This is a genomic window from Heliomicrobium undosum (assembly GCF_009877425.1).
In the GTDB taxonomy this organism is placed as follows: domain Bacteria; phylum Bacillota; class Desulfitobacteriia; order Heliobacteriales; family Heliobacteriaceae; genus Heliomicrobium; species Heliomicrobium undosum.
The window spans coordinates 282,795-305,415 of the sequence record NZ_WXEY01000003.1 but is presented as its reverse complement, the minus strand read 5'-3'; the positions used below and the strand labels follow the sequence as shown (position 1 = coordinate 305,415).

Genomic DNA, 22,621 nt, shown 5'->3' with positions numbered 1-22,621 from the left:
GATTCATGGCTGTCAGCAACATGACGCGGGCGGGGAAAGTGACGGCGCCGCCTTGTCGGGCGATAGTGACCTGCCCATCTTCCAATGGCTGCCGCAGCGCCTCCAGTGCCTCCCGTGAAAATTCAGGCCACTCGTCCATAAACAGAACACCGTTGTGGGCCAGGCTGATCTCGCCGGGCCGGGGCGGTCGCCCTCCGCCGACAAGAGCTGCCAGGGTCGTATAGTGGTGTGGGGTCCGAAAAGGCCGCCTGTCCATCCATCCGATGCCTTCCGGCAATGCGCCGGCGACGGAGTAAATCATCGTCGTTTCCATGGCTTCCTCGTCCGTCATCGGCGGAAGAATCCCTGGCAGGCAACGGGCTAACATTGTTTTCCCCGTTCCGGGCGGTCCGATGAGGACCAGATTGTGCCCGCCGGCAGCGGCGATCTCCAGTGCTCGTTTGGCGACAGGTTGGCCGCGAACAGAGGCCAAGTCGGGAATGCCCGAAGATAACAGGCCCACAGCGTTGGCTGATGCCTGCGAAAAGACATCCTTTCTCATCTGTTTTTTCCGATAAGGGACGGTAAAACAGGTAGGTGATCGGCCTGTCAGGCATTCAACGGCAGTTTTTAATATGGTGGAACCAAAGGCCTCGATACCGTTGACCCTTGAAGCCTCAGCAAGATTGGCTTCAGGCACAAGCAACTTCATCAACGAAGCGCCGCCGCGCACCGTTGTTTCATGGAAGCTTCCTATAAGTATATCTCCCTCGATAGGAACAGGACTCTGCACCTGCCTCCTTTCCACTATCGGCTCTGACTCGGGTTCCATAGACTCCTGGTTAGTTTCCAGGTTGAGTTCCGACCTGCCTTCGATTTTACTTTCCGTTCTCTTCTGCCATGTTCGAGCCAGTCCGCATGCCATGGCCAGTACGCCGCTTACGGGTCGAATGGCCCCATCGAGCGCCAGTTCTCCAACGAGAAACCAGTCCCGGAGACGACTCGCGTCGATTTGACCAGTCGCCGCCAGAATCCCAATGGCAATGGGTACATCCAGTCCCGAACCATCCTTACGCACATCAGCAGGCGCTAGGTTGACAGTGATCCGTCGCAAAGGAAACTCGAAGCCGCTATTGCGCAAGGCCGATCGGACCCTCTCCCGAGCCTCCCGCACAGCTGTGGCAGGCAAGCCGACAAGGTCGAAGGCCGGAAGACCATTGGCCACATCGACCTCCACCTCGATCGGCTGCGCGTTTAGTCCTTCTAATACTACGCTATGGACGCGGGCTAGCAAGGCAAAACCTCCAAACGCTTTTTTCTGTTCAAGCAGTACATATAGGAGGTTTTCGACACAAAATTTTAATTTCCTTTTATTTACTTTCATGGTTCTGTAAAGGTGTTGTTTTCGAAAAAGAAAAACCGCACTGTTTCTCGTTTACGGGCGACGACATGCACATATCTCACGGTGTAAACATCCCTCGGATGTGCAGTAACTGGTCTTCCCCACTATCCAGGCGAAGGATGCTGATCAGATCAAACCGGGGATCTCCTGGAGGCCCCTGATAAGCGCCCAAAAAATGGCCTGCCGTAGCCATCAGTCTCCGGCGCTTGCGATAATCGATCGTCTCCTCGCCTCTCCCGAAGCGCTCCGATGACCGGGTTCGAACCTCGACAAAGACGATCCAGTTCGATTCACGGAGGATCAAGTCGATCTCGCCTCGGGGCGTCCGATAATTCTGACAGATCAAGAACCAACCCAGCCCAAGCAGGTGCTGCAGCGCCCTTTCCTCCCCCCATCGCCCCAGGAGAACGCGGTTCATTTCCTCACCCCATCTGGCTTCCGTTAACGAGTGATCATCGAATGAACGGGTGTTTCCATCGGTGTTGAAGCTGCACTGCCGGAGATAGGTAAGAAAACAGTAAAGGTCGTACGCATGTCATTGCTTTCCACATCGATCTTGCCGTTGTAGCGCTCCACAATAGACTTGATGAGCGCTAAACCGATGCCGCAACCCGATTCCCCTTTCGTGGAAAAACCATACTCAAACAGTTTGGGGATAATATCAGGTGGGATGGAGGGACCGCTGTTGGCTACACGGACAATGATTTCGTCGCAGATCCGGTCAAACTCGATCTCGATTCGACGTTCTTGTTCCTCCAACCGCTGGACTGCCTCTAGTGCGTTCTGCATCAAATTCCCCAATAATGACACGGCTTCTGATACAGTGAGCGGCAGGTGGTTCAGGTCGTCTCGAATGATCGTCGAAAACCTCGTTCCTTCTCCCATGGCGGAACTCATCTTGCTTATGATGATCGCGCCGATTTCGGGCCGGGCGATTTTTTCCAATTTAATCCCTTGACGGTATCGCACGTCATACTCTTTGATATACTCCAGCGCTTTTTCTGGGCGGTTGATCTGAATGAAACCGAATATGACTTGAAGGTGATTGAGAAATTCATGCTGGTTTGTCCGATACTGCTTAACGAGCATACGGGAACTCTCCAGATCCTTTTTTAACGCAAGGCCTTCACGGTTTATATTCGAAATTGATTGGATGTTCTTTACATATAAAAGCACTGCCGATAACAAAACCAGGCTCAGTCCACTATAAAACTGTTGAAAACGAGCAGAAAGCACTTCACTACTATTAAAATCATTCGCCAAATTTACACTATAAGTATAAAAACACGCCTGAATAAGAACCATTAATGAAAAAAGAACGATCGATATTAAAACATTTTTATCCATCATTTGATCCAGATCAAGGCTGCTTTGTTTTACTTTTAGGTTAATATACTGATCATTCCAACGTTTGGCATAATGAATCAAGAGGGTTATTCCTACTAGCGAGAACATGATGAACCATCCATACGCCACATGATACCACGATTGATATAATGAGATAATATAATCTATATTAAAAAATTTTAGCAGAGAAGAAACCAAGAGTTCAGCGATGATTAAAAAAGTGTAACCGAGCAACACTGATGATATTACCGAAAGAACCGGCAGTTGGATAACCAGTCGGGCGACGATAACCGATATCAAGATGGAGATAATCAAATGGAACATGAAATAATCTTGGAATAAGAAGCTCCTCTCCACCCAAACGAGACAACCGGTGATAAAGGAATACAGGATCAACCTAGACCGCGACGCCGTCATTCCTAGCAGGGTAATTCCCAAAAAGAACATAATGCCCGGTTCGAAAATCATATATAAATAAAGCACCTTTAGTTCGGCCACGGTTCGAACCTCCTATTATTTCGACGCCGTCAAGACATTCGCAACTGCACCGTCGACCGCATGCGCTAAGGCATAACCGTGGGGTGTCATGGAAAAAGCTTGCCAGAGCATACCCAGCGTTCCAGCTAGAACGACACGCGTAAACCCCAAGACAAATAAACAGCCAAAACCAACAACCAACACAGTGAGAACAATAAAGGATAGTCGACGAAAATACGCCCTTTCCTCCCCTACGATTGGCTTATTCGGAGTATCTGCCGGCGCAAACCGGTAGACAGACCAATAAGCAAAGGCCACGGTGATAACAAATATTGCAGTGACCGTCACAGTCGAGACGGTCAATAGGGAGAGGATGGTAATCACGGACATGATAAGCATTGTCATGATTGAACAAACTTCTGCTTTATGCTGATGAGCGCCGCCGGCAAATGCTCGAAAAAGGCTGATCCCGCAGGTAGCGGCGATAATCAAGGATATACAATCAAAAACCCACCCAACCGTTAATAATAGGATGAAAGTAATAACGGTGCTCACCCAAAACCGGAGCGCATAAAGATAAATTTCCCACTGCCCGTCAGCGTCACCATTTAATTCAGCGATCCTAAGCGCCCATCGCCGATAAAATGCGTCCACGAATCGATCCCACCCGTTTGTATACTCTTCTTATTCGCATGTTAAATAGTTATAATTACATAAAAAAAGATGTAAGTGATGATATAACCTTACATCCCCCTTCCATCTTTATCAGCTAGCGCAACAAGGGTTTAATAAAAAAATAAAGCACCCTGAAAAAACATCCTTGATCCTAGTTGTTTATTTTTTCAACGCAGTCGGCACTTCCGGTTGATATCCGGTTAAACCGCAAGCGGAAGCTACGCCGAGGTTAGCCAACAACGTCAGCAAAGCAGCGACGACACCGATCAGGCCAGCCTTCTTCACATTTATCACCTCCTTTTTAATTTAATTTGTTTCCTAAAGCTTCAGGGTGCTATTGAAGCTTAACAACGGGTCAATTGATATTATTAACATATTCACAGGGTTTAAATTGACCTAACGCATTTTTTGATACATCTTTGTCTACTCATATTTCTTCAAAAACTTGAAAAATCCTCCTATCCATTTTACTTATTTTTTTAGCAAAGCTTACTTACAAATTATAACTAAATAAGTAAAAGGGGATGCAAAGTCTTATATAGAACCTGCATCCCCTTTTTCATTACCATCTTAAGCGATTCAATACCTTAGAAAAGTGATTTCGCAGCCACCGTCGCCACCTCTGCCAGCGGACCTGGGTAGATGCCCAGGATGATGGTAACGACCATGGAGAAGAGGACCGTCAACTTCATGGGGCCGGAGACGGGGATGGGCCGGTCGTCCTTCGGCTCATCGCGCCACATGTAGAGGGCCACATTCAGGTAGTAGTAGACAGAGACCATGGACATGACGAAGCCGACGAAGGCCGGCCAGAGCACGCCCTTGTCCATAATGGCGGCGAAAAGGTACAGCTTGCCGACAAAACCAGCGAGAGGCGGGATACCGGCCAGCGAGAGCAGGCTGATCGTCATCACCGATGCCAGGAGAGGCTGGCGCTGGGACAATCCGGCGTAATCGGGAATCTCATCAGAGCCGATGGCCCTACCGACCACGGTGGCGACAGCGAAGGCGCCCATGTTGGCAACCACATAAAGCATGGCGTAGAAGAGGATGCCCTTGACGCCGGGGGCGTCTGTCGACATGAGACCGACCAGCAGGTAGCCGGCCTGGGCGACAGAGGAATAGGCCAGCATGCGCTTGATGTTGGTCTGGGGGATGGCGACAACGTTGCCGATGACCATGGTGACGCCGGCCAGGACCGAGATGACCGTCAGCCAGTCGGCGCCGCCCTGCAGGGGCAGGCCTTCCAGGAAGAGGCGAACCAGGACGGCGAAACCGGCCGCTTTGGAGGCAACCGCCAGGAAGCCGGTGACCGGAGTCGGGGCGCCTTCGTAGATGTCAGGCGACCACATGTGAAAGGGGACGGCGGAGATCTTAAAGCCGAAACCGGCAATGATGGTGACGACGGCGATGACCAAGGCCGGGCTCCAGGTGAGACGCGCCAGCAGGTCAGGAATGACCGTGGTGCCTGTCAAGCCATAGAGGAGGCTCATCCCATAGAGCAACACCGCCGAGGAGGCGCCGCCCAGGAGGAGGTACTTGACGCCCGCTTCCGAGGAGCGCCCATCGCCGAAGACGTAGGCGACAAGGATGAAGAAGGTGATCGTCATCAGTTCCATGCCCACATAGAGGGTGACCAGGTCGTTGGCCGAAGCCATGACCATCATGCCCAGGGTAGCGAAGACGAGCATGGCGTAGAACTCGGTCTTAAACCGGGGCAGTCCGTCCACATAGTCGATGGCTGACAGGCTGACGAGGATGGCGGCGACGAGGAAAAGCTCCTTCATGAAGACGGAGTAATCGTCCAGGATCCACAGTTGGTGGAAGGTGCTGGCGTTAATGCCGTACTGGGAGAAGGTGACCACGAGAATGCCTAAGAGGCCAAAGACGGTCGCATAGGCGACGCCCCGGTGGCTGTCCTTTTTTCGGTTGAGCAGGCCCATTGCCAGCAAGCCGATGGCCAGCAAGGCAGTCAGCATTTCCGTGGTGAGCAGGCTGAAATTCATCTTAGAAGCCACCTCCGATCATGGGGGCGGCGCCCACTTTGGCCAGGAAGGCCGCCACCAGAGGCTCGACGCCGGAATTGACCATATCCATCAGCAAGTGCGGGAAGATGCCGCCCAGGACCAGGACGGAGCCCAGGACGAGCAATGGCACCAGTTCGGCGCCCTTGGCGTCTTGTAGGTGGTCAAATTCGGAACGTCGCGGTCCGAAGAGCACATCGGCGATCATCCGCAATGTGTAGAGGGCGGTGATGATGATCCCAGAGATGGCGATGATGGCCAGAACCTTGAAAACCGAGAAGGAGCCGACGAAGATGGTGAACTCGGGGATGAAGGAAATCAGGCCCGGCAGGCCGAGCGAGGCCATGCCCGCCATCATGAAGCCGATGGCCACCCGGGGCATCTGGTGGGCCAGACCGCCCATATCGGGAATCCAGCGGGTATGGGTTTTTTCATAGAGTTGCCCGATCATGGCGAAGAAGAGGGCCGACATGACACCGTGGGCGAACATGTTGGCCACGGCGCCGTTGATGCCGATGACATTCAAGGCCGCTAGGCCGATCAGCACATAGCCCATGTGACTGACGGAGGAATAACCGACAACATACTTGAGATCCTTCTGAGCCAGGGCGATCATGGCCGCATAGGCCACGTTGGCCACGGCCAAGAAGGCGATGACAGGCGCCCAGAACTTGGCCCCCACCGGCAAGGTCAACAGACCGAGACGGATGAGGCCGTAGCCGCCGATCTTTTTCAAGACGCCGGCGTGGATCATGGAGACGGCTGTCGGCGCGCCGGCGTAGCCGTCAGGCGACCAGGAGTGGAAGGGGAACATGGAGAGCAGCGAGCCAAAACCAACGGCCAGCAGGAAGAAGGCGTAGATCTGGAAAGAGTCGCTGAAATTCGCCGTCGCCAGTTTTTCCATGAGGAAGGTTCGCTGGCCGGCCGGGAAGGCGTTCAGGTAGATGGCGATAACCCCAATGAGCAGGAAGGCTGATCCGATAAGCAGGTAGATGGTCAGCTTCATGCCGGCGTACTCCTTGGTGACCCTTTTGCTGGAACCCCAGATGATCACCATGATGTAGATGGGGATGACCACCACTTCATAGAAAAGGAAGAAGATGAAGAGGTCGCGGCTGATGAAGGTGCCCATAACCCCGGCGATGAGCAGGAGCAAGAGGACGAAGAAGACCTTCGGTCGTTTTTCTTGGTTCCAGGAGGCGAAGATGGCGCTAAAGCCGATCAGGTTGGTCAGCAACAGCATGGGCAGCGAGAGGCCGTCGACGCCCATAGCGTAGGTGACGCCCAGTTCCCTGACCCAGACCACATCTTCGGTAAACTGCATACCCCCGAGGGCGAAATCATAGGCGAAATAGGCGTACAGGGTGAGGATCAATGACACAGCCATGGAAAAGGCGGAGATCCACTTGATCGACTTATGCTCATCCTGCGGAACAAACACCAGCACCAGGGCTCCGATGATCGGCGCCAACAGCGTGATGGTCAGCAAAGGGAAGCCCATTTACTTTCCACCTCCGATCAAGGCCATGGCGGAGTTGTTCCCCATCAGGCCCATAATGACTGCCACCAGGACAACGGTGAAGAAGAAGATCATGGCGTAATGCTGCAACTGACCGGTCTGGACGCGGCGCAGCACACGACCCGCCCAGCCTGTGCCGTCGGCAAGGCCGTCAATGAAGCCATCGACGATGTGGATGTCAATCCAGTAGAGGAAGCGGGCCGTGCCTGCCACAAGGGTCTTGTTGATCGCTTGATAGATTTCGTCAATGAAGAATTTGCGGTAGGACAGGGTGTAGAGGATGCCGGCGCGGCTAGCCAGCTTCTCATTGTCAATCAGTTTGGCGCCGTAGATGGCCCAGGCGAGACCGATGCCGGCCACAGCCAGGATGACGGAGCCACCCATGACCGACCAGTCGGCATGGGGATGGTGGTACTCGCCGTATCGCACCCAGTAGCCGAAGCCATGCTCCGTCCAGGGCGTTCCGACGAGGCCGCCCACAACCGCCAGGGCAGCCAGGACACCCATGGGCAGGATCATGTTCCAGGGCGACTCGTGGGGATGGTTGTGAGGGTTCTCTTTGCCGAAGAAGGCGACGAAGACCATCCGCGACATGTAGAAGGCGGTCATAAAGGCCGTCAGCGAGGCCAAAATATAAAGGTCGGTGAAGCCGTGCAACTTGGTCATTAGCAGGATTTCGTCCTTCGACCAGAAACCAGCGAAGGGCGGGATGCCGGCGATGGCCAGGGTGCCGATGACCATAAAGGCCGCCGTCCAAGGCATCTTCTTACGCAGGCCGCCCATCTCGAAGATGTCCGCCGTGCCGTGCAGGGCGTGCAGCGCCGAACCGGCAGCAAGGAACATGAGGGCCTTGAAGAAGGCATGGGTCATCAGGTGGAACATGGAGGCCGTCAGACTGCCCACACCGAGGGCCATCATCATGTAGCCTAACTGGGAGACTGTCGAGTAGGCCAGGATCCGCTTCATCTCCCGCTGGGTCAGCGCGATAGAGGCGGCGAAGAAGGCTGTGAAACCGCCAATATAGGCCACGAAGTGCTGCGCTTCAGGCGCCACATGGAAGAGCGTGAAGGCGCGGGCCACCAGGTAGACGCCGGCGACGACCATCGTGGCGGCGTGAATCAGCGCCGACACAGGAGAGGGGCCTTCCATGGCGTCCGGGAGCCAGACGTGGAGCGGAAACTGGCCCGATTTACCGATGGGACCGATGAAGACGAGGATGCCGATGAGCGTGATCAGCGCCGGGTGGGCAAGGGCAAAGGCCGGCAGCTTGTCCGCCAGTTCGGTGAATTCGAGGGTGCCGAAGTTGATCTGCAGGAACATGATTCCCAGAAGCAGACCGAAGTCGCCGATCCGCGTCGTCATAAAGGCCTTTTTGGCCGCTTCCCGCGCCGAATCCTTAAAGTAGTAATACCCGATGAGCAGGTATGAACAGAGGCCGACCAACTCCCAGAAGATGAACATCTGCAGGAGATTGGTGGCGATGACCAGACCGAGCATGGAGCAGGCGAAGAGGGACAGGTACGCGAAAAAGCGCGTATAGCCGGGGTCACCCTGCATGTAGCCGGTCGAGTAGATCATGACCATCGTCGCCACGAGGGTGACGACAAAGAGCATCATGGCCGCTATGGGGTCGATGTACTGGCCCATGGTGATGCTCAAACCGGGCATGGAAAACCAGCGCACCTCTTTGATGAAGGGTTGTTCTATCAATTCCGGATGCTGCAAAATCCCCGCGACGACGCCCAGCGAAAGCAGAAAAGAAGCGCCGCAGAAGAGGATGGCCGTCGTGGATGCCGTTTTCTCCATGTTTTTGAAGGCAAACGCGATCAGCACAAAGGCCACAAAGGGCAGCAGCGGAATCAGCCAGGCATTATTCAGACTAAACAGGGCAAAATCCATTCCTTTGCCACACCTACCTTACTTTCCCGTTGTCGCTGTTGCACTCGGCCTACCATTTGAGCCAATCGAGGTCATCCACGCTGGTGGTGGCGCGATCCCGGTAAATGCTGATCACAAGGGCCAGCCCGACGGCCACCTCAGCCGCTGCCACGACGATGACAAAGATGGAAAAGACCTGCCCCGTATAACTGGCCGGGGCGATAAACTTGTTGAAGGCGATGAGGTTGATGTTTACCGCGTTCAGCATCAGTTCGATACCCATCAATAAAGCGATGGCGTTGCGTTTGATGAAGACGCAGTAGAGACCGAGGCAGAAGAGCGCCGTGCCGAGTAACAGGAAATGGGTCAGTCCGACGGGAGCCACTAAAGCCATTGGGTTGGTCACGCTTCCTTCGCCCCCTTCGCAAGGATGATGGCGCCGATCAGGGCTACAGTCAGCAAGAGGGCCGCCGCCTCAAAGGGCACAACGAAGTCGCCCAGCAGTTGCGTGGCGATCCCGTCGATGGCCGTCACCTGTGCCGGCGTTGCATCGATGGGCTTAAACTGGGTGAAGGCGATCGCCCAGCCGCAGATAGCAAAAGTGAAAGCTGCGGTGAAAGCGCCCCAGACAACCCAGCGGTTGTTGGCGTTCGTTTCTTTCATGTGCGGGCGGCGGGTCAACATGACACCGAAGGCGATCAGGATGGCCACGGCGCCGCCGTAAATGAGCACCTGCACAGCCGCCAAAAAGTCGGCGTTAAGAAGAACATAGATACCGGCGACGCCGATGAAGGACGCAGCCAGCAATAGGGCCGAGTGGACGATATCCTTGAGGAAAACCACCCCGGCGGCCGACAGGAGGGTCAGCGCGGCCAAGCCGTAGAAGGCGCCAGCATAGATCCATTCATTTACCATCGGCCCATCACCCCTTTTCCCCGTCTGCCGGGGGTTCCTTTACCTCAACCGGATCATAGCCGCGCTTTTGAGCGAGGTCGATGCAGTCGAAGACCAGGTCTTCCCGGGAATAACCTGAAAAGGCGAACTCGCCTGTCCAATCGATACACTTCACGGGACAGGCATCGATGCAGAGGTTGCAAAAGAGGCACAACCCGGCATCATGCACATAGGTGCTTAACTTGCGCTTGTTGTTTTCGTCCCTGACGCTCGTCAGTTTGATCGAGCCGTTGGGGCAGGCGTTCTGGCAAATCCCGCAGGAGATGCACTTGCTCGTCTTTAACTTCAGCGTGCCGCCCCGGAAACGATCGCCCAGGTCAGGCATCACGTCGGGGTACTCTTCGGTCACTTTTTTGCGGAAAAATTCCTTGAGGGTGACCCACATCCCAGTGAGCAAACCTTTGCCTTGCATCAATTACCCTCCTATCGCCATGCGGTAGAGATAGATCCCCACCCCGGTGACCAGGATGTTCGCCAGCGACAGGGGAATCAAGACTTTCCAGCCGAAGGCCATCAGTTGGTCAACCCGGAAGCGCGGGAAGGTCCAGCGGAACCACATGAAGAGGAAGATCATGAAGTAGGTCTTCGCCGCGAACCAAGCCCATCCCGGGATAAAGGCCATCAGGTCGCCCAGCGCGCCGGGCAGCGGCAGCGGCTGCCAGCCCCCGAGGAAGAGGGTTGTGGCAATCGCAGAGACGGCGACGAGGTTGGCGTATTCGGCCAGGAAGAACATGGCCCAGCGCATGCCCGAGTATTCCGTAAAGGGACCGGCGATAATCTCCCCTTCGCATTCGACAAGGTCGAAGGGCGTCCGGTTGGTCTCCGCTGTCGCTGCGATCACGTAAATCACGAAGGCGACAGGTTGAAGGAAGACGAACCAGATGCGATGCTGCGCCTCAACGATGGCGGACATCTGAAGGGAGCCGACCAGCATGATCACGCCGATGAGCGAGAAGATCAGGGGAACCTCATAACTGATCATCTGGGCCACAGAGCGCATGCCGCCGATCAGGGAGTACTTGTTGTTGGAGCCCCAGCCGGCCATCAGAAAAGGCAGCGTCGACAGCGACGATATGGCGATAAAGTAGAAGATGCCGATGTTGAGGTCCACAGGAACCGCTTGATAGTCGAAAGGGATGACGGCGTAAGCGCCGATGGCCGGGATGAACAGCAATGCCGGTCCCAACGCCCAGACCCAGGTATCGACCTTATGGGGCTTGTAGTCTTCCTTGACGAGCAGCTTCAGCGTGTCCGCCACCGTCTGCAAGAGACCCCAGGGCCCGACCCGGTTGGGGCCGAGACGGGATTGCATGAAGGCGGCCACTTTCCGTTCCATCAACACCAGGATGACGGCGTTGGTGAAGATAAAAATGATAACGCCCAGCAGCCCCGCACCGTACATGACCATATCGGTGAGGTCGTTTCCCAGCAAGGGGCCGAGAAAGGACCGCAGGAAGGCGCTGATCGCCATAAAAATGTTTTGGTCAGTCATCTCATCGTCTCCCACCTTGCATCAACAGTCTACCTCACCCAGCACCGGATCCAGGGTGCCCAGGATGGCGACGACGTCACCGATTTTGAAGCCGCGGCAGAGTTCGTCCATGAGTTGGAGATTGATCATGGCGGCGCGGCGGGCATGCCAGCGATAAGGTTTCAGGGAACCGTCGCTGACGACGTAGAAGCCGATTTCGCCTTTGGCGTTCTCGATCCGGTGGTAGACCTCGCCGGCAGGCGGCTTGATCGCCTTAGGGATCTTGCCCATGATGGGACCCTCGGGCAACTGATCGAGCGCCTGCTCGATGATCCGCGCCGACTGCTCCATCTCTTCCATCCGCACCATGAAGCGGTCCCAGTTGTCGCCTTTGGTCCCCAGGGGAACCTTGAAGTCAAAGCGGTCATAGATCCCATAGGGGTCAGCCTTGCGGACGTCATAATCGACGCCGCTGGCCCGCAGCACCCCGCCGGTGGCCGACATGGCGATGGCCCTCTCGCCGCTGAGGGGCGCTACACCCTTCATCCGCATCTGAAAAATCTCGTTGCCGACGACGAGTTTGTCGTAGGTCTCCATCATGCCCTTGAAATCGGCGAGGAATTTCCGGCACTGCGCTACCCAGCCGTCAGGCAGGTCCTGGGCGACGCCGCCGGGGCGGATATAATTGAAGGTCATGCGGGCGCCGCAAGCCCGGTTGAACAGTTCCAGGATGTCTTCCCGGTCACGGATAAAAAAGACGAACCCGGTCACGCCGCCGAGGTCCTGGACGAGACTGCCGCAACAGATCATGTGGGAGGCGATCCGCGACAATTCGCACATGATCACACGGATGTACTCGGCCCGCTCGGGCACCTCTACACCCATCAGCTTTTCCACGGCCTGGGAGATGCCCAGGTTGTTGCCCATGCCGGCCAGGTAGTCCATCCGGTCGGTGAAGGGCACCGTCTGGATATAGGTCCGGTTCTCGCAGATCTTCTCGATCCCGCGATGGAGGTAGCCGATGACCGGCGTTGCCTTGACGACGACCTCGCCGTCCAGTTCCAGGACGATCCGCAACACGCCGTGGGTCGAGGGGTGCTGGGGCCCGAAGTTCAGTTCATAGGTTTGTGTTTGCAAAGGATTTCACCACCCTACGCTCTTGGTTGGAGCTTGAAGTCTTTCCGCAAGGGATGTCCTTCGAACTCATCCGGCAGCAACAGCCGGGTCATGTTGGGGTGACCGGCGAAGGTGACCCCCATCAGGTCAAAAACCTCACGCTCCATCCAGTCGGCGCCGGGCCAGATACCCGTGACAGTCGGAACCTGGGCCTCCTCCGCCGCGGTCCGCGTCTTCACACGCAGGTCGCAGAGATGCTTGAGCGAAAACAGTTGGTAGACGACTTCAAAGCCGGCATCCTTCCGGTCGACCGACGTCAGGTCCGAAAGCATGTCAAAGGCGAAGTCCGGTTCGCGGAGCAATTTTTCCATCACCGCGAGCAGTTGTTCCTTGGGCACAACAACGGCACGGCTCACTCCCTCTCCGCTGACTTCCACTTCTGCCTGCAGCCGTGCCGCCAGTTCGTCCTGGCTAAACTGATCCAACAGATTATTTGCCATGCTTCAACCCCACTTTGGTCGGGTTTTGGATTTTCGCCTTCAATTTGAGGAAACCGTCGAGCAGGGCCTCGGGCCGCGGCGGGCAGCCCGGCACATAGACATCGACAGGGATGACCTTGTCCACGCCGGGAACGACGGCGTAGGAGTCGGCGAAAGGACCGCCGGTGCAGGCGCAGGAGCCCATGGCGATGATCCACTTCGGCTCCGGCATCTGTTCGTAGACCCGTTGGATGGCCGGCGCCATCTTCCAGGTTAGGGTGCCGGCGATGATGATCAGGTCGGCTTGCCGGGGAGAAGGACGGAAGACCTCATAGCCGAAACGGGACATGTCGAAACGGCTGGCGCCGGTGGCCATCATCTCGATGGCGCAGCAGGCCAAACCGGAGGACAAAGGCCAGAGGGAATTGCCGCGCGCCCAGTTGAAGACGGCTTCCAGGCTGGTCATGATGATGTTTTTCTTGATCAGTTCATCGACCTGACCCTCGCTGAGGGTGTCTACGTTCTTGTCTATTTCCATTCCAAAGCTCCTTCCTTCCAGGCATACCAGAAGCCGACGACGAGAATGGTGATGAAGATAAACATCTCCACAATCGCAAAGGTCCCCAGTTGCTGGAACTTGACGGCCCAGGGATAGAGGAATACGGTCTCTACGTCAAAGGCCACGAAGACCAGCGCATAGAGAAAATAGTTGGACTTGAACTGGATCCAGGTGTCCCCGATGGTCTCCATGCCGCACTCGTAGGGCTCACCCTTCACGGGGCTGTTTGTACGGGTCTGCAGCAACCGGGACACGGCAAAGGCGAGGAAGGGAATAATCAAACCAGCGGCGAGGAACAAACTGATGCCCAAGTACTCTTTCAACAATCTTGTTCCCTCCTTCCTTCGGGAATTCTATGGATAAATTGGTCAACAGAGAAGCGGAGTCCCAAAACGATAATATTCTGCGTTTTAGGACAAATCCCTTCCAAAGTAGAAAAAATGGCAAAATCAATGCGCCTTAAACATAGCATTGACGTTCCCTGTACATATTAAAGCAAAAACTCGGTCCTGTCCATGTATACATCGAGGAAACCGGGCCCTGAGCAGGCATTTTTCCTTTTCGCTGGATCATAGGATGATGATGGCTTCCCTTCTGACTCGCTGGAATCAGTCACGTCCCTTGCCCATGTCCTTGTCGAGGCGGTAGACAAAAGCGAGGACCTCCGCCACCATCCGATACAGTTCGGGAGGAACCTCCGCGCCCAGATCAAGTTTGGACAGAAGTTGGATGAGCGTCGGATCCTCGTAAACAGGGATCTCCTTCTCGCGGGCGATCTCAAGGATCTTGCGAGCGAGGTGACCCTTGCCGGTGGCGATTACCTTCGGCGCCGCATCGGCGGAAGGGTCAAAACGCAGGGCCACCGCCGCTTCTTCTGCTGTCACAGGCTTTTTTCCTGATTCGTCCATCAGTGCCCCCCCTCCTACACGCGGATGTTCAGACGGCCCGGTTCGCGGCTCGCCGGGGCCTCCGCCGGCGCCGGGCGCAGATCCGCTGGCGAGCCGACGCGCCAGTTCGCCCCGCCCAGGTGAAACCCCTGTTCGGCCAGCGCCTGCTGCAGTTCAGGCCAGGCAACTTGTCCGGCTTCCATGACGACAGGATCAACCACCGTCACCTTGCTCTGGACCTCCTTGCGCCGTACCGCCAGCTCGATGGTGACAAACCCGAGGTGTTCCGTATCGAGGACGAGCGCCAACCGGACGTTTTCCGGATCAAGGGTGCGGTTTTTTCCGTCCTTATAGACACGGAGTTGACCGTTGCCCTCCTTCCCCCCGGCCAACCGGTAAGGGATCGTAAAGGACAGGTAGTCATTCGCCCCCTGAATCCCCTTGTCTAGGCCCTGCAACACCTGGTGACCGGCCAGCCGTTCCTCGATCGCCAACCCCCGGGAAATCAGGTCAGCAGCGTCGGCTCCCCGGCCGGTGAAAAAGGATTCCACCTCCTGGACAGCACGAGCGATCTGCTGCGACAGCGCCGTTGTCCTGTCTTTGGCCGCTCCTTCCGTCAAACCCTGGGCGGCTTTCTCCCCGCTCGCCCGTTCTGCCGCCTGTTTCTCCAAGGCCGGTTTTTCGGCGGGTGGTTTCTCAGCGACCCCTTTCTCAGTGGTCGCTTTGTCTTTTGCCGGTTGGTCTATCGCCTTATTCTCCCGGACAGACGGCTCAACGGCCGCCCCTACCGATCTCCCCGTCTCTCCGGCATCAATCAGCGCGCCCGCTTCTACAAAAAGATTGCCGCCCTGGGCGCCTGCGGGAAACAGGCGAACTCCATTCCCCTGCCCGACAGCCGTCCTTTCGGCGCCTCCACCCTGGGTCATCGCGCCGGAGGCAACCGTAGCGTCTAACCGGCTGCCGGGCGTTGAACGGGACTGGCTCAGTCCGCCCTGTTCACCCTTAGAGGCAGGCATTTGACTCTCCATGAGGCGCGACAACTTCCGGGCGAGCGCCTCCGCCCGGTCCTGCGATTCGGGCAGCGCCTTGGCAAGTTCAGCCTCCAGCCGGAGCAGCCCTTCCGGGACATTTCCCCCTTGGGCTTTGATCGCGCCCTTGGCTTCATTGAGCCAATCCTGCAACCCTTGCAGCGGCTCACCGGCAAAAGCCGATTGCAGCAGGCGCAACGTTTCCCCACGCATAGGAATTCCCGACTTAAGGGCAAAAGCGGCCGTCTGGGCCGACTGTTCATCGCCATTGCCGAGCAAGGCCATTCCCCGAGCAACCTGCTGGAAGTTCTCCCGCGTCAACCCCAGCATGGAAGCCGTGAGGGATTTCAGGATCATCCGATTCTGCGGCGTATCGTCCACACCGGCCTGCTTCAGCAGATTCGCCGCCCGGTCTCCGGTAGCGTCGCGGCTTTCCGTCGGCAACAACCGCGCCTTCACCTGCCCCTCGTCATGACCCTGCACCTCCAACCGGATCGCCTCGCCGGGAGACAAGGGGTAAGGCGATTGGAGAGTCAGCTTTTTCCCCTCCACATTCACGGCATAGGTGTCTTTGAGCAACATCTCGAGCACCAGCCCGTTGACAATGGCGCCGACCTTCCAGTTGACCCCCTCGGGCGTGTTTCGCTGCCCCATGCCGGAAAGCAATGCCCGTACCAGGGCCTGGCCGATATCCACAGGTCAACCCCCCTCTGGTCGATGCAGGTGTACGAAAGTGGCCCGGTGCAGCAAACAGGTTCCCTGTTCCAGGATCGCCGAACGATGCGCCTGCGTGCCATAGCCCTTGTGCTGTTCAAATCCATAGCCGGGAAAAAACCGGGCATACCGCTCCATCAAACCGTCGCGAACCACCTTGGCGAGGATCGATGCGGCCGCCACCGGCGCCGCCAAGGCGTCTCCATCGATCAACGCCTCTTGCGCCCCCTCATATCCAGGGACTTTTTGATTCCCGTCGACAATCAGGTAATCGGGCCTGCCACCCAATCGACCGATCGCCAAAGACATTGCCCGAAAGGTCGACGGAACGATGCCGATGCGGTCGATCACCCGTGACGATACGATACCGATACCCCATGCCACAGCCTGGCGCTTGATCTCCACTGCCAAGGCCTCTCGACGCGCGGGCGACAGTTTTTTGGAATCGTTCAGCCCTTCAATCATACAGCCGGGCGGAAGGATCACCGCTGCGGCAGCCACCGGACCGGCCAAAGGCCCTCGACCGGCCTCGTCGACACCGGCAATCACGTGAAACCCTTTGCCGCGCAGCAACGATTCCCGTTCTATCCATGATTCCTTCAATAAAAGACTGCTCTTGGACACCATCATCCTCCGCTCTGTAAACCGGGTGGAAAGAGGCACCATAGACCCCTGCGAATCCCGCCCATAGGTCCGTTCCCCGGCAGACACACTATTTCTGACATCGGCCACGGAACGGAGGGCGCCCTTTGAACAGAGTAATTCGCAGATTGGCCCTGTTTCTCCTTTTCGGCATCACGGGATATCTATTCCTGCAACCGCTGCCGGTGGAGCCCGATGAACAGGCGCCGGCCCATTTCGGAACCTCCCCGAACAGCGCCGCCGGAAAATACGGCTGGGGATTTGTTCGCTCCAAAAACGAAACGCCCCCTTATGTTCCGGAATGGCAAAAAAACCAGTTGCGGGAATACGGCGCCGCCTACATGGGCGACAACAGCCGCAAGGCTGTCGTCATCACCTTCGACATGGGCTACGAACTGGAGGGCGCTACACCGCGCATCCTCGATACCCTAGCTGCCTATAACGCCAAGGCGACCTTTTTCCTGGCTGGACACTGGGTGAAGACACAGCCCGATCTGCTCCGGCGCATGATCACTGAAGGCCATACGGTAGCCAATCACACCTGGAACCACCCCAGCCTGCCTGACATCTCTACAGAAAAACTCACAGAAGAGATCATGTCGCTGCACCGGGACATCCAGCAGGCCTCTGGCTCCGATTATCAGGCCAAATACCTGCGGCCTCCCAAAGGGGAATTCAGCCGCAAATCCTTGGAAACGACCAAAAACCTCGGCTACCGGACCATTTTCTGGAGCATCTCCTCGGTGGACTGGCTGCCGTCGTCACGACCCCAGCAGGTTCATGAAGATGTAAGCAGCCAACTCCACCCTGGCGCCATCATCCTGCTCCACGGCAACTCAAAAGCCGTCGTCGAAGCGATGGAACCCATCCTAAAAACCATTCAAGAACGGGGATATACAGTGGAAACGCTGGATCAGATGCTCCCGCCGATGCCCGGCAATGCAACCGGCTCTAATGAATAAGCACACGAACACACCCGAATAAGGATACAAAAAAGCGCCCTTCGCGAAGAGGGGCGCTGATTGTGTTCTTCCGGCTTATCCGGTGTATTCCTCCGGCTTGTCCAGGGTGTGTCGTCCGAGCTTGCCGGAGCGAAAGTCGCCGAGCACCTGAATCGCCGCCTTTTCACGGTCCAATACCCCGCCGGAACCCAAGAATCCCCGGCGGCGCGCCACAGCGTCCAGCCATTCTATGTCGGAGATCTCGGCCATTTGAAAACCATACCGCTCTGCTACTGATTGCGGCGCCTCGCCGGACAGAAACTGAAGAATAAACTGGGCCACCTCTTGCACCTGGACGACGAGGTCGCTGACGGCGCCTGTGGCTGATAGCTTGAAACCGACGAGAGGGTCTTCAAACTTAGGCCAGAGTATCCCCGGCGTATCAAGAAGCTCCAATTTCTGACCGATGCGCACCCACTGGGGGCCGCGGGTCACGCCGGGGCGATCGGCTGTCACCGTCCTGCGCCGGCCGGCCAGGCGGTTGATCAGCGACGATTTGCCCACATTGGGAATGCCGACCACCATGGCCCGGAAGGCGCGGGGCCGCATCCCCCGCTGCCGCCACCGTTGGATGAGCGGTTCCAGCGTCTGTTCGACCAGCGGCGCGATCGCCCGGACGCCTTCCCCCGTCGCCGCGTCGATGGACAGGGCCGGAATCGAACGCTCGCGAAAATGGTCGATGAAGCGCCGCGTCGCCGCCGGATCAGCCAGGTCAGCCTTGTTCAGCAGGACGATACGCGGCTTTTCGCCGAGGATCCGATCGATATCAGGGTTGCGGCTGCTGAGGGGAATCCGCGCGTCAACCAGTTCAAGCGCCAGATCGACCTTGGCCAGGTCTTCACCCACCTGACGCCGCGCCCGGGTCATGTGGCCGGGATACCATTGAATACCACTCAAAGTCAGGTTCCTCCCAAGGTTCGGATACGGTCAAAGGGCCAATAGAGAAAAACCGCCTGACCAATCACATTTTCCCTCGGCACGACCCCCCATCTCCGGCTGTCGTCAGAGTGGTTCCGGTTGTCGCCCATGACAAAGAACTTTCCTTCCGGCACGGTGAAGGGACCGTAGTCACCCATGCGCAGCGCCGGCGGCAGATACGGTTCCGGGATCGGCCGGTCATCGACGAACAACTGGCTGTTGCGAATTTTTACTGTTTGTCCGCCGACAGCGATGACCCGCTTGACGAAGTCGCGGCTCGGATCCTCAGGGAACCGAAAAACAATGATATTGCCATGAGCCGGCTCAGAAAACCAATAGTTGACCTTGCTGACGATGATGCGGTCCAATGGCATTAAAGTCGGCTCCATCGAACCGGAGGGAATATAAAAGGGTTGAAAGAGGAAAAAGCGGATAAGAAAGGCCAATGCGACAGCCACCAGTACGGCCTCGGCGATTTCTCGGACTGCCGACTTGGGCGGCTTCGCTTGCCTTTGCAGCGCAGACTCCTCCGGTTGCTGAATCTCTTCCACAGGACACCCCTCCCGATTCCCATTATATACCAGCAGATCCATAGACAAAAGGGACTGGCTTCCCAGTCCCTGAACACCAGTCCTACCGTTTGTCTCGAATCCGAGCCGCTTTGCCGGAGAGGCCGCGCAGGTAGTACAACTTGGCCCGGCGCACGCGTCCGCGGCGAACTACTTCAATCTTGTCGAGCCGCGGGGAGTGGATGAGGAACGTCCGCTCTACGGCGACGCCGTAAGAGACGCGACGAACGGTGAAGGTCTCGCTGAGACCACCGCCGCGGCGCTTGATGACGATCCCTTCAAACAACTGGATCCGTTCCCGGTTTCCTTCCACAACCTTGACGTGCACCTTGAGGGTGTCGCCCGGTTTGAAATCAGGGATATCTTTACGCAGTTGCTCCGCTTCGATCTGGCGAATAATATCTTGCATCGATCTGTACCTCCTTCCGGCCCAGGCGTTCTTACCCCACCTTCTCTCATGGAGCAGCGGACCACCCTTGCTTAGGGGGAACAACGTTCCCGCCTACAAACAAAAGTATTATAGCATAGTACGGTTGTCCAGACAACAAAGAGTTTACCATAATCGGAAGAATTCTAACCGTGTCGTGGCGGCACAAACAGCCGCTAGCGTAAAAGAGTCGCCCGTAGCAGAGCGTTAACCACAACGTCAGGTTTGCGCCGGCGCAGTGAGCCTTTGAGCGGAGCGGCGTAAAGCGAGCGCAGGCTGCGGAGCGGTTAAGCGCGCCACGGTTCACATGCAGAAAAGCCCAGAGGTTTGGCGCGCCAGCGTAGCAGACAAGCGAGTAGCCGCGCAGCTCTTGGCGAGCGGAGTCGGCGCAAACCGCAACGAAGCGTATACGTTACAATTAGGGTTTGTTACTCTGACGACTCGGTAGCGCTACATGGCACGCTAAAGTCGCCCTCAAACCACGGCTCCCCCAGCAACCGATCCAGGATGATCGCCGCCGCCGCCCGCACCGAGAGATGGTTGTAAGGCCCCCGTCCCCAGACCGGATAGAGAATGTAATCAGCCTGCATCATCATCTCCCGCTCCATGCCGAAGCCGGTTCCGAAGAGCAAGAGCCAGGGACCGTCCTCGGTGACAAACTTTTCCCGCATCTGCCGGTAACCGACTGAATTATCATAGATCCGGGCGTCAGTCGTGATGATCTTCGGCTGCCGCCCCTCTTTTTCCTCGATGGCTGCCATCGCCTCTTCCAGCGTAGCCGTCACCTTCAGCCGTTCAAGGGCCTCCTTGCGGTCTGGGTTGTATTCGGCGCCATAACCTTCCATCCAATAGCGCAGGATCTCGCCGACCAGGCGTTGCTGTGCCTGATGGGGATGGATAACGAAGTAGCCAGCCACATCATAGGTGGTCGCGCTGCGGGAGATATCGTGGAGATCCAGGTTGGTCACCGATGTGGCGATGACCTGCATCCGTTTGTTATAGACGGGGTGGTGGACAAGACCGATATAGAGGCGAACATCCTGCAGGTTCACGTGCGCGGCTCCCTTCCCTTGGCGCGTTTCTTCTTTGGCTTCTCCGGGATTTCAGCGTCGAGGCCCAGTTCGCACAGCGCCTCTGCCAACAGCACCCGGTCATCAAAAGGGAACGGCCGGCCGATGAGCAGTTCCGGGCGTTTCTGGTAGGTCCGTTTGAAAGCCTCCTTGCGCCGCCAGCGCCGGATCGCCTCATGGTGGCCGCTCAGCAGTTCCGGCGGCGCCTCCATCCCGCGAAAGAGCGCCGGTTTTGTGTACTGGGGGTATTCGAGCAGACCGTCGCTGAAAGACTCCTCCTCAGCGGAGGTCTCGTCGCCCAGGGTGCCCGGCAGCAGGCGGGCCACGGCGTCGATGACCACCATCGCCGGCAGTTCGCCGCCGGTGAGCACATAATCGCCGATGGAGATCTCCTCATCGACCCAGGCCTGGCGCACCCGGTCATCGATGCCTTCATAGCGGCCGCAGATCAGCACCAATTGCTGCAAGCCCGAGAGTTCACGCGCCTTGGCCTGGTTGAAGACAGCGCCCTGGGGCGTCAGCAGCGCCACCCGTGACCGCAAGGGATCTCGCTGTTCCTGGGGACCACAGAGCGCCGCTAGGGCGTCGAAAAAGGGCTGGGCGTTCATCACCATGCCGGCGCCGCCGCCGAAAGGGGTGTCATCGACGCGCCGGTGTTTGTTCGTCGTATAGGCCCGCACATCGTGGGTGTTGACCGACAGGATCCCCTTCTCCCTCGCCCGCCCGATGATGCTGGCATCCATCGGGCCCGTGAACATCTCCGGAAAAATCGTCAACACGTCAATCTTCATCGTATCGCCATCCGTTTACCCGGCATTCGTTTATCAGGCATTCGATTTATCGGCCATAACCATTTATCGGCTATTCCATTTATCGGGCATCCCGCTTATCGCCATCGGTCAGCGCAGCCCATCCGGAAGTCGCACGGTCATCGACCCCGCAGCCAGATCGACCTTCAGGACCACCGACTTAAGGGCCGGGACGAGTACCTCTCCAGGAGGCGACGATTGCCGCACCACGTAGACATCGTTGCTTCCCGTCTCCAGGATCTCCTCGATCTGACCCAGCCTCTCCCCTGCTTCCGTGAAGACGGCAAGCCCTTCCAATTGAAAATGGTAGTAGCTATCCGCTTCCGGCGCCGGCACTTCCTCAACGGGAATGGTCAGGTAGCAGCCCTTGAGCCGCTCCGCCTGGGTCATATCGCTGATCTCCTGAAAGCTGACGATCACCAGTTTTTTCATGGGTTGAGCGCCGGTGAGCGTCAATACCTCCGGCGCTCCCTGGGGCGGCGTCTCCACAAACACCCGTTTTATTTCATTAAACCGCGACGGCTTTTCCGTCAACGGCCACAGGCGGACCTGCCCGCGCACCCCCTGTGTGTTGACGATCTGCCCTACCCGGACACGCTTCGACATAACAGGCGGCCTCCCCATCAGATGGGAAAAAGGGAGCTTTCGCCCCCTTTCCCCTAATGTTCACCATTTC

At 57.0% G+C, this 22,621-nt stretch carries 26 protein-coding genes; 1 reads left to right on the top strand and 25 read right to left on the bottom strand.

Features of this window, described 5'->3' with window-relative positions; all coding sequences use genetic code 11:
* The 19 genes from GTO91_RS17990 to GTO91_RS05175 form a co-directional block, all read right to left on the bottom strand.
* The coding region (locus tag GTO91_RS17990; protein ID WP_235919130.1) for a YifB family Mg chelatase-like AAA ATPase at positions 1 to 1,273 on the bottom strand (1,273 nt) is incomplete at its 3' end.
* Positions 1,274 to 1,439: 166 nt separating this feature from the next.
* Positions 1,440 to 1,799, bottom strand: a complete 360-nt coding sequence (locus GTO91_RS05260) for a YraN family protein (RefSeq protein WP_161255879.1) — start codon at positions 1,797 to 1,799, stop codon at positions 1,440 to 1,442.
* 23 nt (positions 1,800 to 1,822) lie between these two features.
* The gene (locus GTO91_RS18590) at positions 1,823 to 3,226 is read right to left on the bottom strand and encodes a sensor histidine kinase (RefSeq protein ID WP_161255877.1); all 1,404 of its coding nucleotides are present in this window, start codon (positions 3,224 to 3,226) and stop codon (positions 1,823 to 1,825) included.
* A gap of 15 nt (positions 3,227 to 3,241) precedes the next feature.
* Entirely contained in the window at positions 3,242 to 3,859 is a 618-nt protein-coding gene (locus GTO91_RS05250; RefSeq protein WP_161255874.1) for an accessory gene regulator ArgB-like protein, read from the bottom strand.
* Positions 3,860 to 4,039: 180 nt separating this feature from the next.
* Positions 4,040 to 4,165: an AgrD family cyclic lactone autoinducer peptide gene (locus tag GTO91_RS05245; protein WP_328793729.1), complete on the bottom strand. Its 126-nt coding sequence runs from the start codon at positions 4,163 to 4,165 to the stop codon at positions 4,040 to 4,042.
* Positions 4,166 to 4,467: 302 nt separating this feature from the next.
* The gene (locus tag GTO91_RS05240; protein ID WP_161255871.1) at positions 4,468 to 5,886 is read right to left on the bottom strand and encodes an NADH-quinone oxidoreductase subunit N; all 1,419 of its coding nucleotides are present in this window, start codon (positions 5,884 to 5,886) and stop codon (positions 4,468 to 4,470) included.
* 1 nt (position 5,887) lies between these two features.
* Positions 5,888 to 7,405 (bottom strand): complex I subunit 4 family protein, encoded by a 1,518-nt coding sequence (locus GTO91_RS05235; RefSeq protein ID WP_161255868.1) that lies wholly within the window; start codon positions 7,403 to 7,405, stop codon positions 5,888 to 5,890.
* Positions 7,406 to 9,322: an NADH-quinone oxidoreductase subunit L gene (gene nuoL, locus GTO91_RS05230; protein WP_161255865.1), complete on the bottom strand. Its 1,917-nt coding sequence runs from the start codon at positions 9,320 to 9,322 to the stop codon at positions 7,406 to 7,408.
* A gap of 49 nt (positions 9,323 to 9,371) precedes the next feature.
* Positions 9,372 to 9,695, bottom strand: a complete 324-nt coding sequence (nuoK, locus tag GTO91_RS05225; protein WP_161255950.1) for an NADH-quinone oxidoreductase subunit NuoK — start codon at positions 9,693 to 9,695, stop codon at positions 9,372 to 9,374.
* 8 nt (positions 9,696 to 9,703) lie between these two features.
* A complete protein-coding gene (locus tag GTO91_RS05220; RefSeq protein WP_161255862.1) occupies positions 9,704 to 10,216 on the bottom strand; it encodes an NADH-quinone oxidoreductase subunit J family protein in 513 nt (170 codons plus the stop codon).
* A 7-nt stretch (positions 10,217 to 10,223) separates the two neighbouring features.
* Positions 10,224 to 10,667 (bottom strand): NuoI/complex I 23 kDa subunit family protein, encoded by a 444-nt coding sequence (locus GTO91_RS05215; protein WP_161255859.1) that lies wholly within the window; start codon positions 10,665 to 10,667, stop codon positions 10,224 to 10,226.
* 3 nt (positions 10,668 to 10,670) lie between these two features.
* Positions 10,671 to 11,747, bottom strand: a complete 1,077-nt coding sequence (gene nuoH / locus GTO91_RS05210) for an NADH-quinone oxidoreductase subunit NuoH (RefSeq protein ID WP_161255856.1) — start codon at positions 11,745 to 11,747, stop codon at positions 10,671 to 10,673.
* Positions 11,748 to 11,768: 21 nt separating this feature from the next.
* A complete protein-coding gene (locus GTO91_RS05205) occupies positions 11,769 to 12,863 on the bottom strand; it encodes an NADH-quinone oxidoreductase subunit D (protein ID WP_161255853.1) in 1,095 nt (364 codons plus the stop codon).
* A 14-nt stretch (positions 12,864 to 12,877) separates the two neighbouring features.
* A complete protein-coding gene (locus tag GTO91_RS05200) occupies positions 12,878 to 13,342 on the bottom strand; it encodes an NADH-quinone oxidoreductase subunit C (protein ID WP_235919128.1) in 465 nt (154 codons plus the stop codon).
* Positions 13,332 to 13,859 (bottom strand): NADH-quinone oxidoreductase subunit B, encoded by a 528-nt coding sequence (locus tag GTO91_RS05195; protein ID WP_161255850.1) that lies wholly within the window; start codon positions 13,857 to 13,859, stop codon positions 13,332 to 13,334. The genes GTO91_RS05200 and GTO91_RS05195 overlap by 11 nt, the downstream gene beginning before the upstream one ends.
* Positions 13,850 to 14,206, bottom strand: coding sequence for an NADH-quinone oxidoreductase subunit A (locus tag GTO91_RS05190; protein ID WP_161255847.1), 357 nt, complete (start codon positions 14,204 to 14,206; stop codon positions 13,850 to 13,852). Before GTO91_RS05190 ends, GTO91_RS05195 begins: the two co-directional genes overlap by 10 nt.
* A gap of 282 nt (positions 14,207 to 14,488) precedes the next feature.
* On the bottom strand, positions 14,489 to 14,788 hold the full coding sequence (locus tag GTO91_RS05185; protein ID WP_161255844.1) for an EscU/YscU/HrcU family type III secretion system export apparatus switch protein: 300 nt from the start codon (positions 14,786 to 14,788) through the stop codon (positions 14,489 to 14,491).
* Positions 14,789 to 14,802: 14 nt separating this feature from the next.
* The gene (fliK, locus tag GTO91_RS18585; protein ID WP_161255841.1) at positions 14,803 to 16,491 is read right to left on the bottom strand and encodes a flagellar hook-length control protein FliK; all 1,689 of its coding nucleotides are present in this window, start codon (positions 16,489 to 16,491) and stop codon (positions 14,803 to 14,805) included.
* A gap of 3 nt (positions 16,492 to 16,494) precedes the next feature.
* Positions 16,495 to 17,133 (bottom strand): ribonuclease HII, encoded by a 639-nt coding sequence (locus GTO91_RS05175; RefSeq protein WP_328793728.1) that lies wholly within the window; start codon positions 17,131 to 17,133, stop codon positions 16,495 to 16,497.
* Between the two features lie 125 nt (positions 17,134 to 17,258).
* On the opposite strand from GTO91_RS05175, the gene GTO91_RS05170 reads away from it, so the two are divergent.
* On the top strand, positions 17,259 to 18,113 hold the full coding sequence (locus tag GTO91_RS05170) for a polysaccharide deacetylase family protein (protein WP_161255838.1): 855 nt from the start codon (positions 17,259 to 17,261) through the stop codon (positions 18,111 to 18,113).
* 75 nt (positions 18,114 to 18,188) lie between these two features.
* Here GTO91_RS05170 and ylqF read toward each other — a convergent pair whose 3' ends face one another.
* The 6 genes from ylqF to rimM form a co-directional block, all read right to left on the bottom strand.
* The gene (gene ylqF / locus GTO91_RS05165; RefSeq protein ID WP_161255835.1) at positions 18,189 to 19,049 is read right to left on the bottom strand and encodes a ribosome biogenesis GTPase YlqF; all 861 of its coding nucleotides are present in this window, start codon (positions 19,047 to 19,049) and stop codon (positions 18,189 to 18,191) included.
* A 2-nt stretch (positions 19,050 to 19,051) separates the two neighbouring features.
* Positions 19,052 to 19,621, bottom strand: coding sequence for a signal peptidase I (gene lepB / locus GTO91_RS05160; RefSeq protein ID WP_328793727.1), 570 nt, complete (start codon positions 19,619 to 19,621; stop codon positions 19,052 to 19,054).
* Between the two features lie 82 nt (positions 19,622 to 19,703).
* Positions 19,704 to 20,048, bottom strand: a complete 345-nt coding sequence (gene rplS / locus GTO91_RS05155; protein ID WP_161255832.1) for a 50S ribosomal protein L19 — start codon at positions 20,046 to 20,048, stop codon at positions 19,704 to 19,706.
* A gap of 446 nt (positions 20,049 to 20,494) precedes the next feature.
* Positions 20,495 to 21,118: an RNA methyltransferase gene (locus GTO91_RS05150; protein WP_161255830.1), complete on the bottom strand. Its 624-nt coding sequence runs from the start codon at positions 21,116 to 21,118 to the stop codon at positions 20,495 to 20,497.
* Positions 21,115 to 21,927, bottom strand: coding sequence for a tRNA (guanosine(37)-N1)-methyltransferase TrmD (gene trmD / locus GTO91_RS05145; protein WP_161255826.1), 813 nt, complete (start codon positions 21,925 to 21,927; stop codon positions 21,115 to 21,117). Before trmD ends, GTO91_RS05150 begins: the two co-directional genes overlap by 4 nt.
* A 108-nt stretch (positions 21,928 to 22,035) precedes the next feature.
* Positions 22,036 to 22,551: a ribosome maturation factor RimM gene (gene rimM / locus GTO91_RS05140; protein ID WP_161255823.1), complete on the bottom strand. Its 516-nt coding sequence runs from the start codon at positions 22,549 to 22,551 to the stop codon at positions 22,036 to 22,038.
* Positions 22,552 to 22,621: the final 70 nt, after the last annotated feature.

What these genes read in the sequence shown, in the direction of transcription:
- nuoK (WP_161255950.1), bottom strand. Translation starts at nt 9,695, where the DNA reads ATGGCTTTAGTGGCTCCCGTCGGACTGACCCATTTCCTGTTACTCGGC.
- GTO91_RS05235 (WP_161255868.1), bottom strand. Translation starts at nt 7,405, where the DNA reads ATGGGCTTCCCTTTGCTGACCATCACGCTGTTGGCGCCGATCATCGGA.
- nuoH (WP_161255856.1), bottom strand. Translation starts at nt 11,747, where the DNA reads ATGACTGACCAAAACATTTTTATGGCGATCAGCGCCTTCCTGCGGTCC.
- GTO91_RS05260 (WP_161255879.1), bottom strand. Translation starts at nt 1,799, where the DNA reads ATGAACCGCGTTCTCCTGGGGCGATGGGGGGAGGAAAGGGCGCTGCAG.
- GTO91_RS05220 (WP_161255862.1), bottom strand. Translation starts at nt 10,216, where the DNA reads ATGGTAAATGAATGGATCTATGCTGGCGCCTTCTACGGCTTGGCCGCG.
- GTO91_RS05195 (WP_161255850.1), bottom strand. Translation starts at nt 13,859, where the DNA reads ATGGAAATAGACAAGAACGTAGACACCCTCAGCGAGGGTCAGGTCGAT.
- rplS (WP_161255832.1), bottom strand. Translation starts at nt 20,048, where the DNA reads ATGCAAGATATTATTCGCCAGATCGAAGCGGAGCAACTGCGTAAAGAT.
- rimM (WP_161255823.1), bottom strand. Translation starts at nt 22,551, where the DNA reads ATGTCGAAGCGTGTCCGGGTAGGGCAGATCGTCAACACACAGGGGGTG.
- GTO91_RS05240 (WP_161255871.1), bottom strand. Translation starts at nt 5,886, where the DNA reads ATGAATTTCAGCCTGCTCACCACGGAAATGCTGACTGCCTTGCTGGCC.
- GTO91_RS05200 (WP_235919128.1), bottom strand. Translation starts at nt 13,342, where the DNA reads ATGGCAAATAATCTGTTGGATCAGTTTAGCCAGGACGAACTGGCGGCA.
- GTO91_RS05215 (WP_161255859.1), bottom strand. Translation starts at nt 10,667, where the DNA reads ATGCAAGGCAAAGGTTTGCTCACTGGGATGTGGGTCACCCTCAAGGAA.
- nuoL (WP_161255865.1), bottom strand. Translation starts at nt 9,322, where the DNA reads ATGGATTTTGCCCTGTTTAGTCTGAATAATGCCTGGCTGATTCCGCTG.
- trmD (WP_161255826.1), bottom strand. Translation starts at nt 21,927, where the DNA reads ATGAAGATTGACGTGTTGACGATTTTTCCGGAGATGTTCACGGGCCCG.
- GTO91_RS05185 (WP_161255844.1), bottom strand. Translation starts at nt 14,788, where the DNA reads ATGGACGAATCAGGAAAAAAGCCTGTGACAGCAGAAGAAGCGGCGGTG.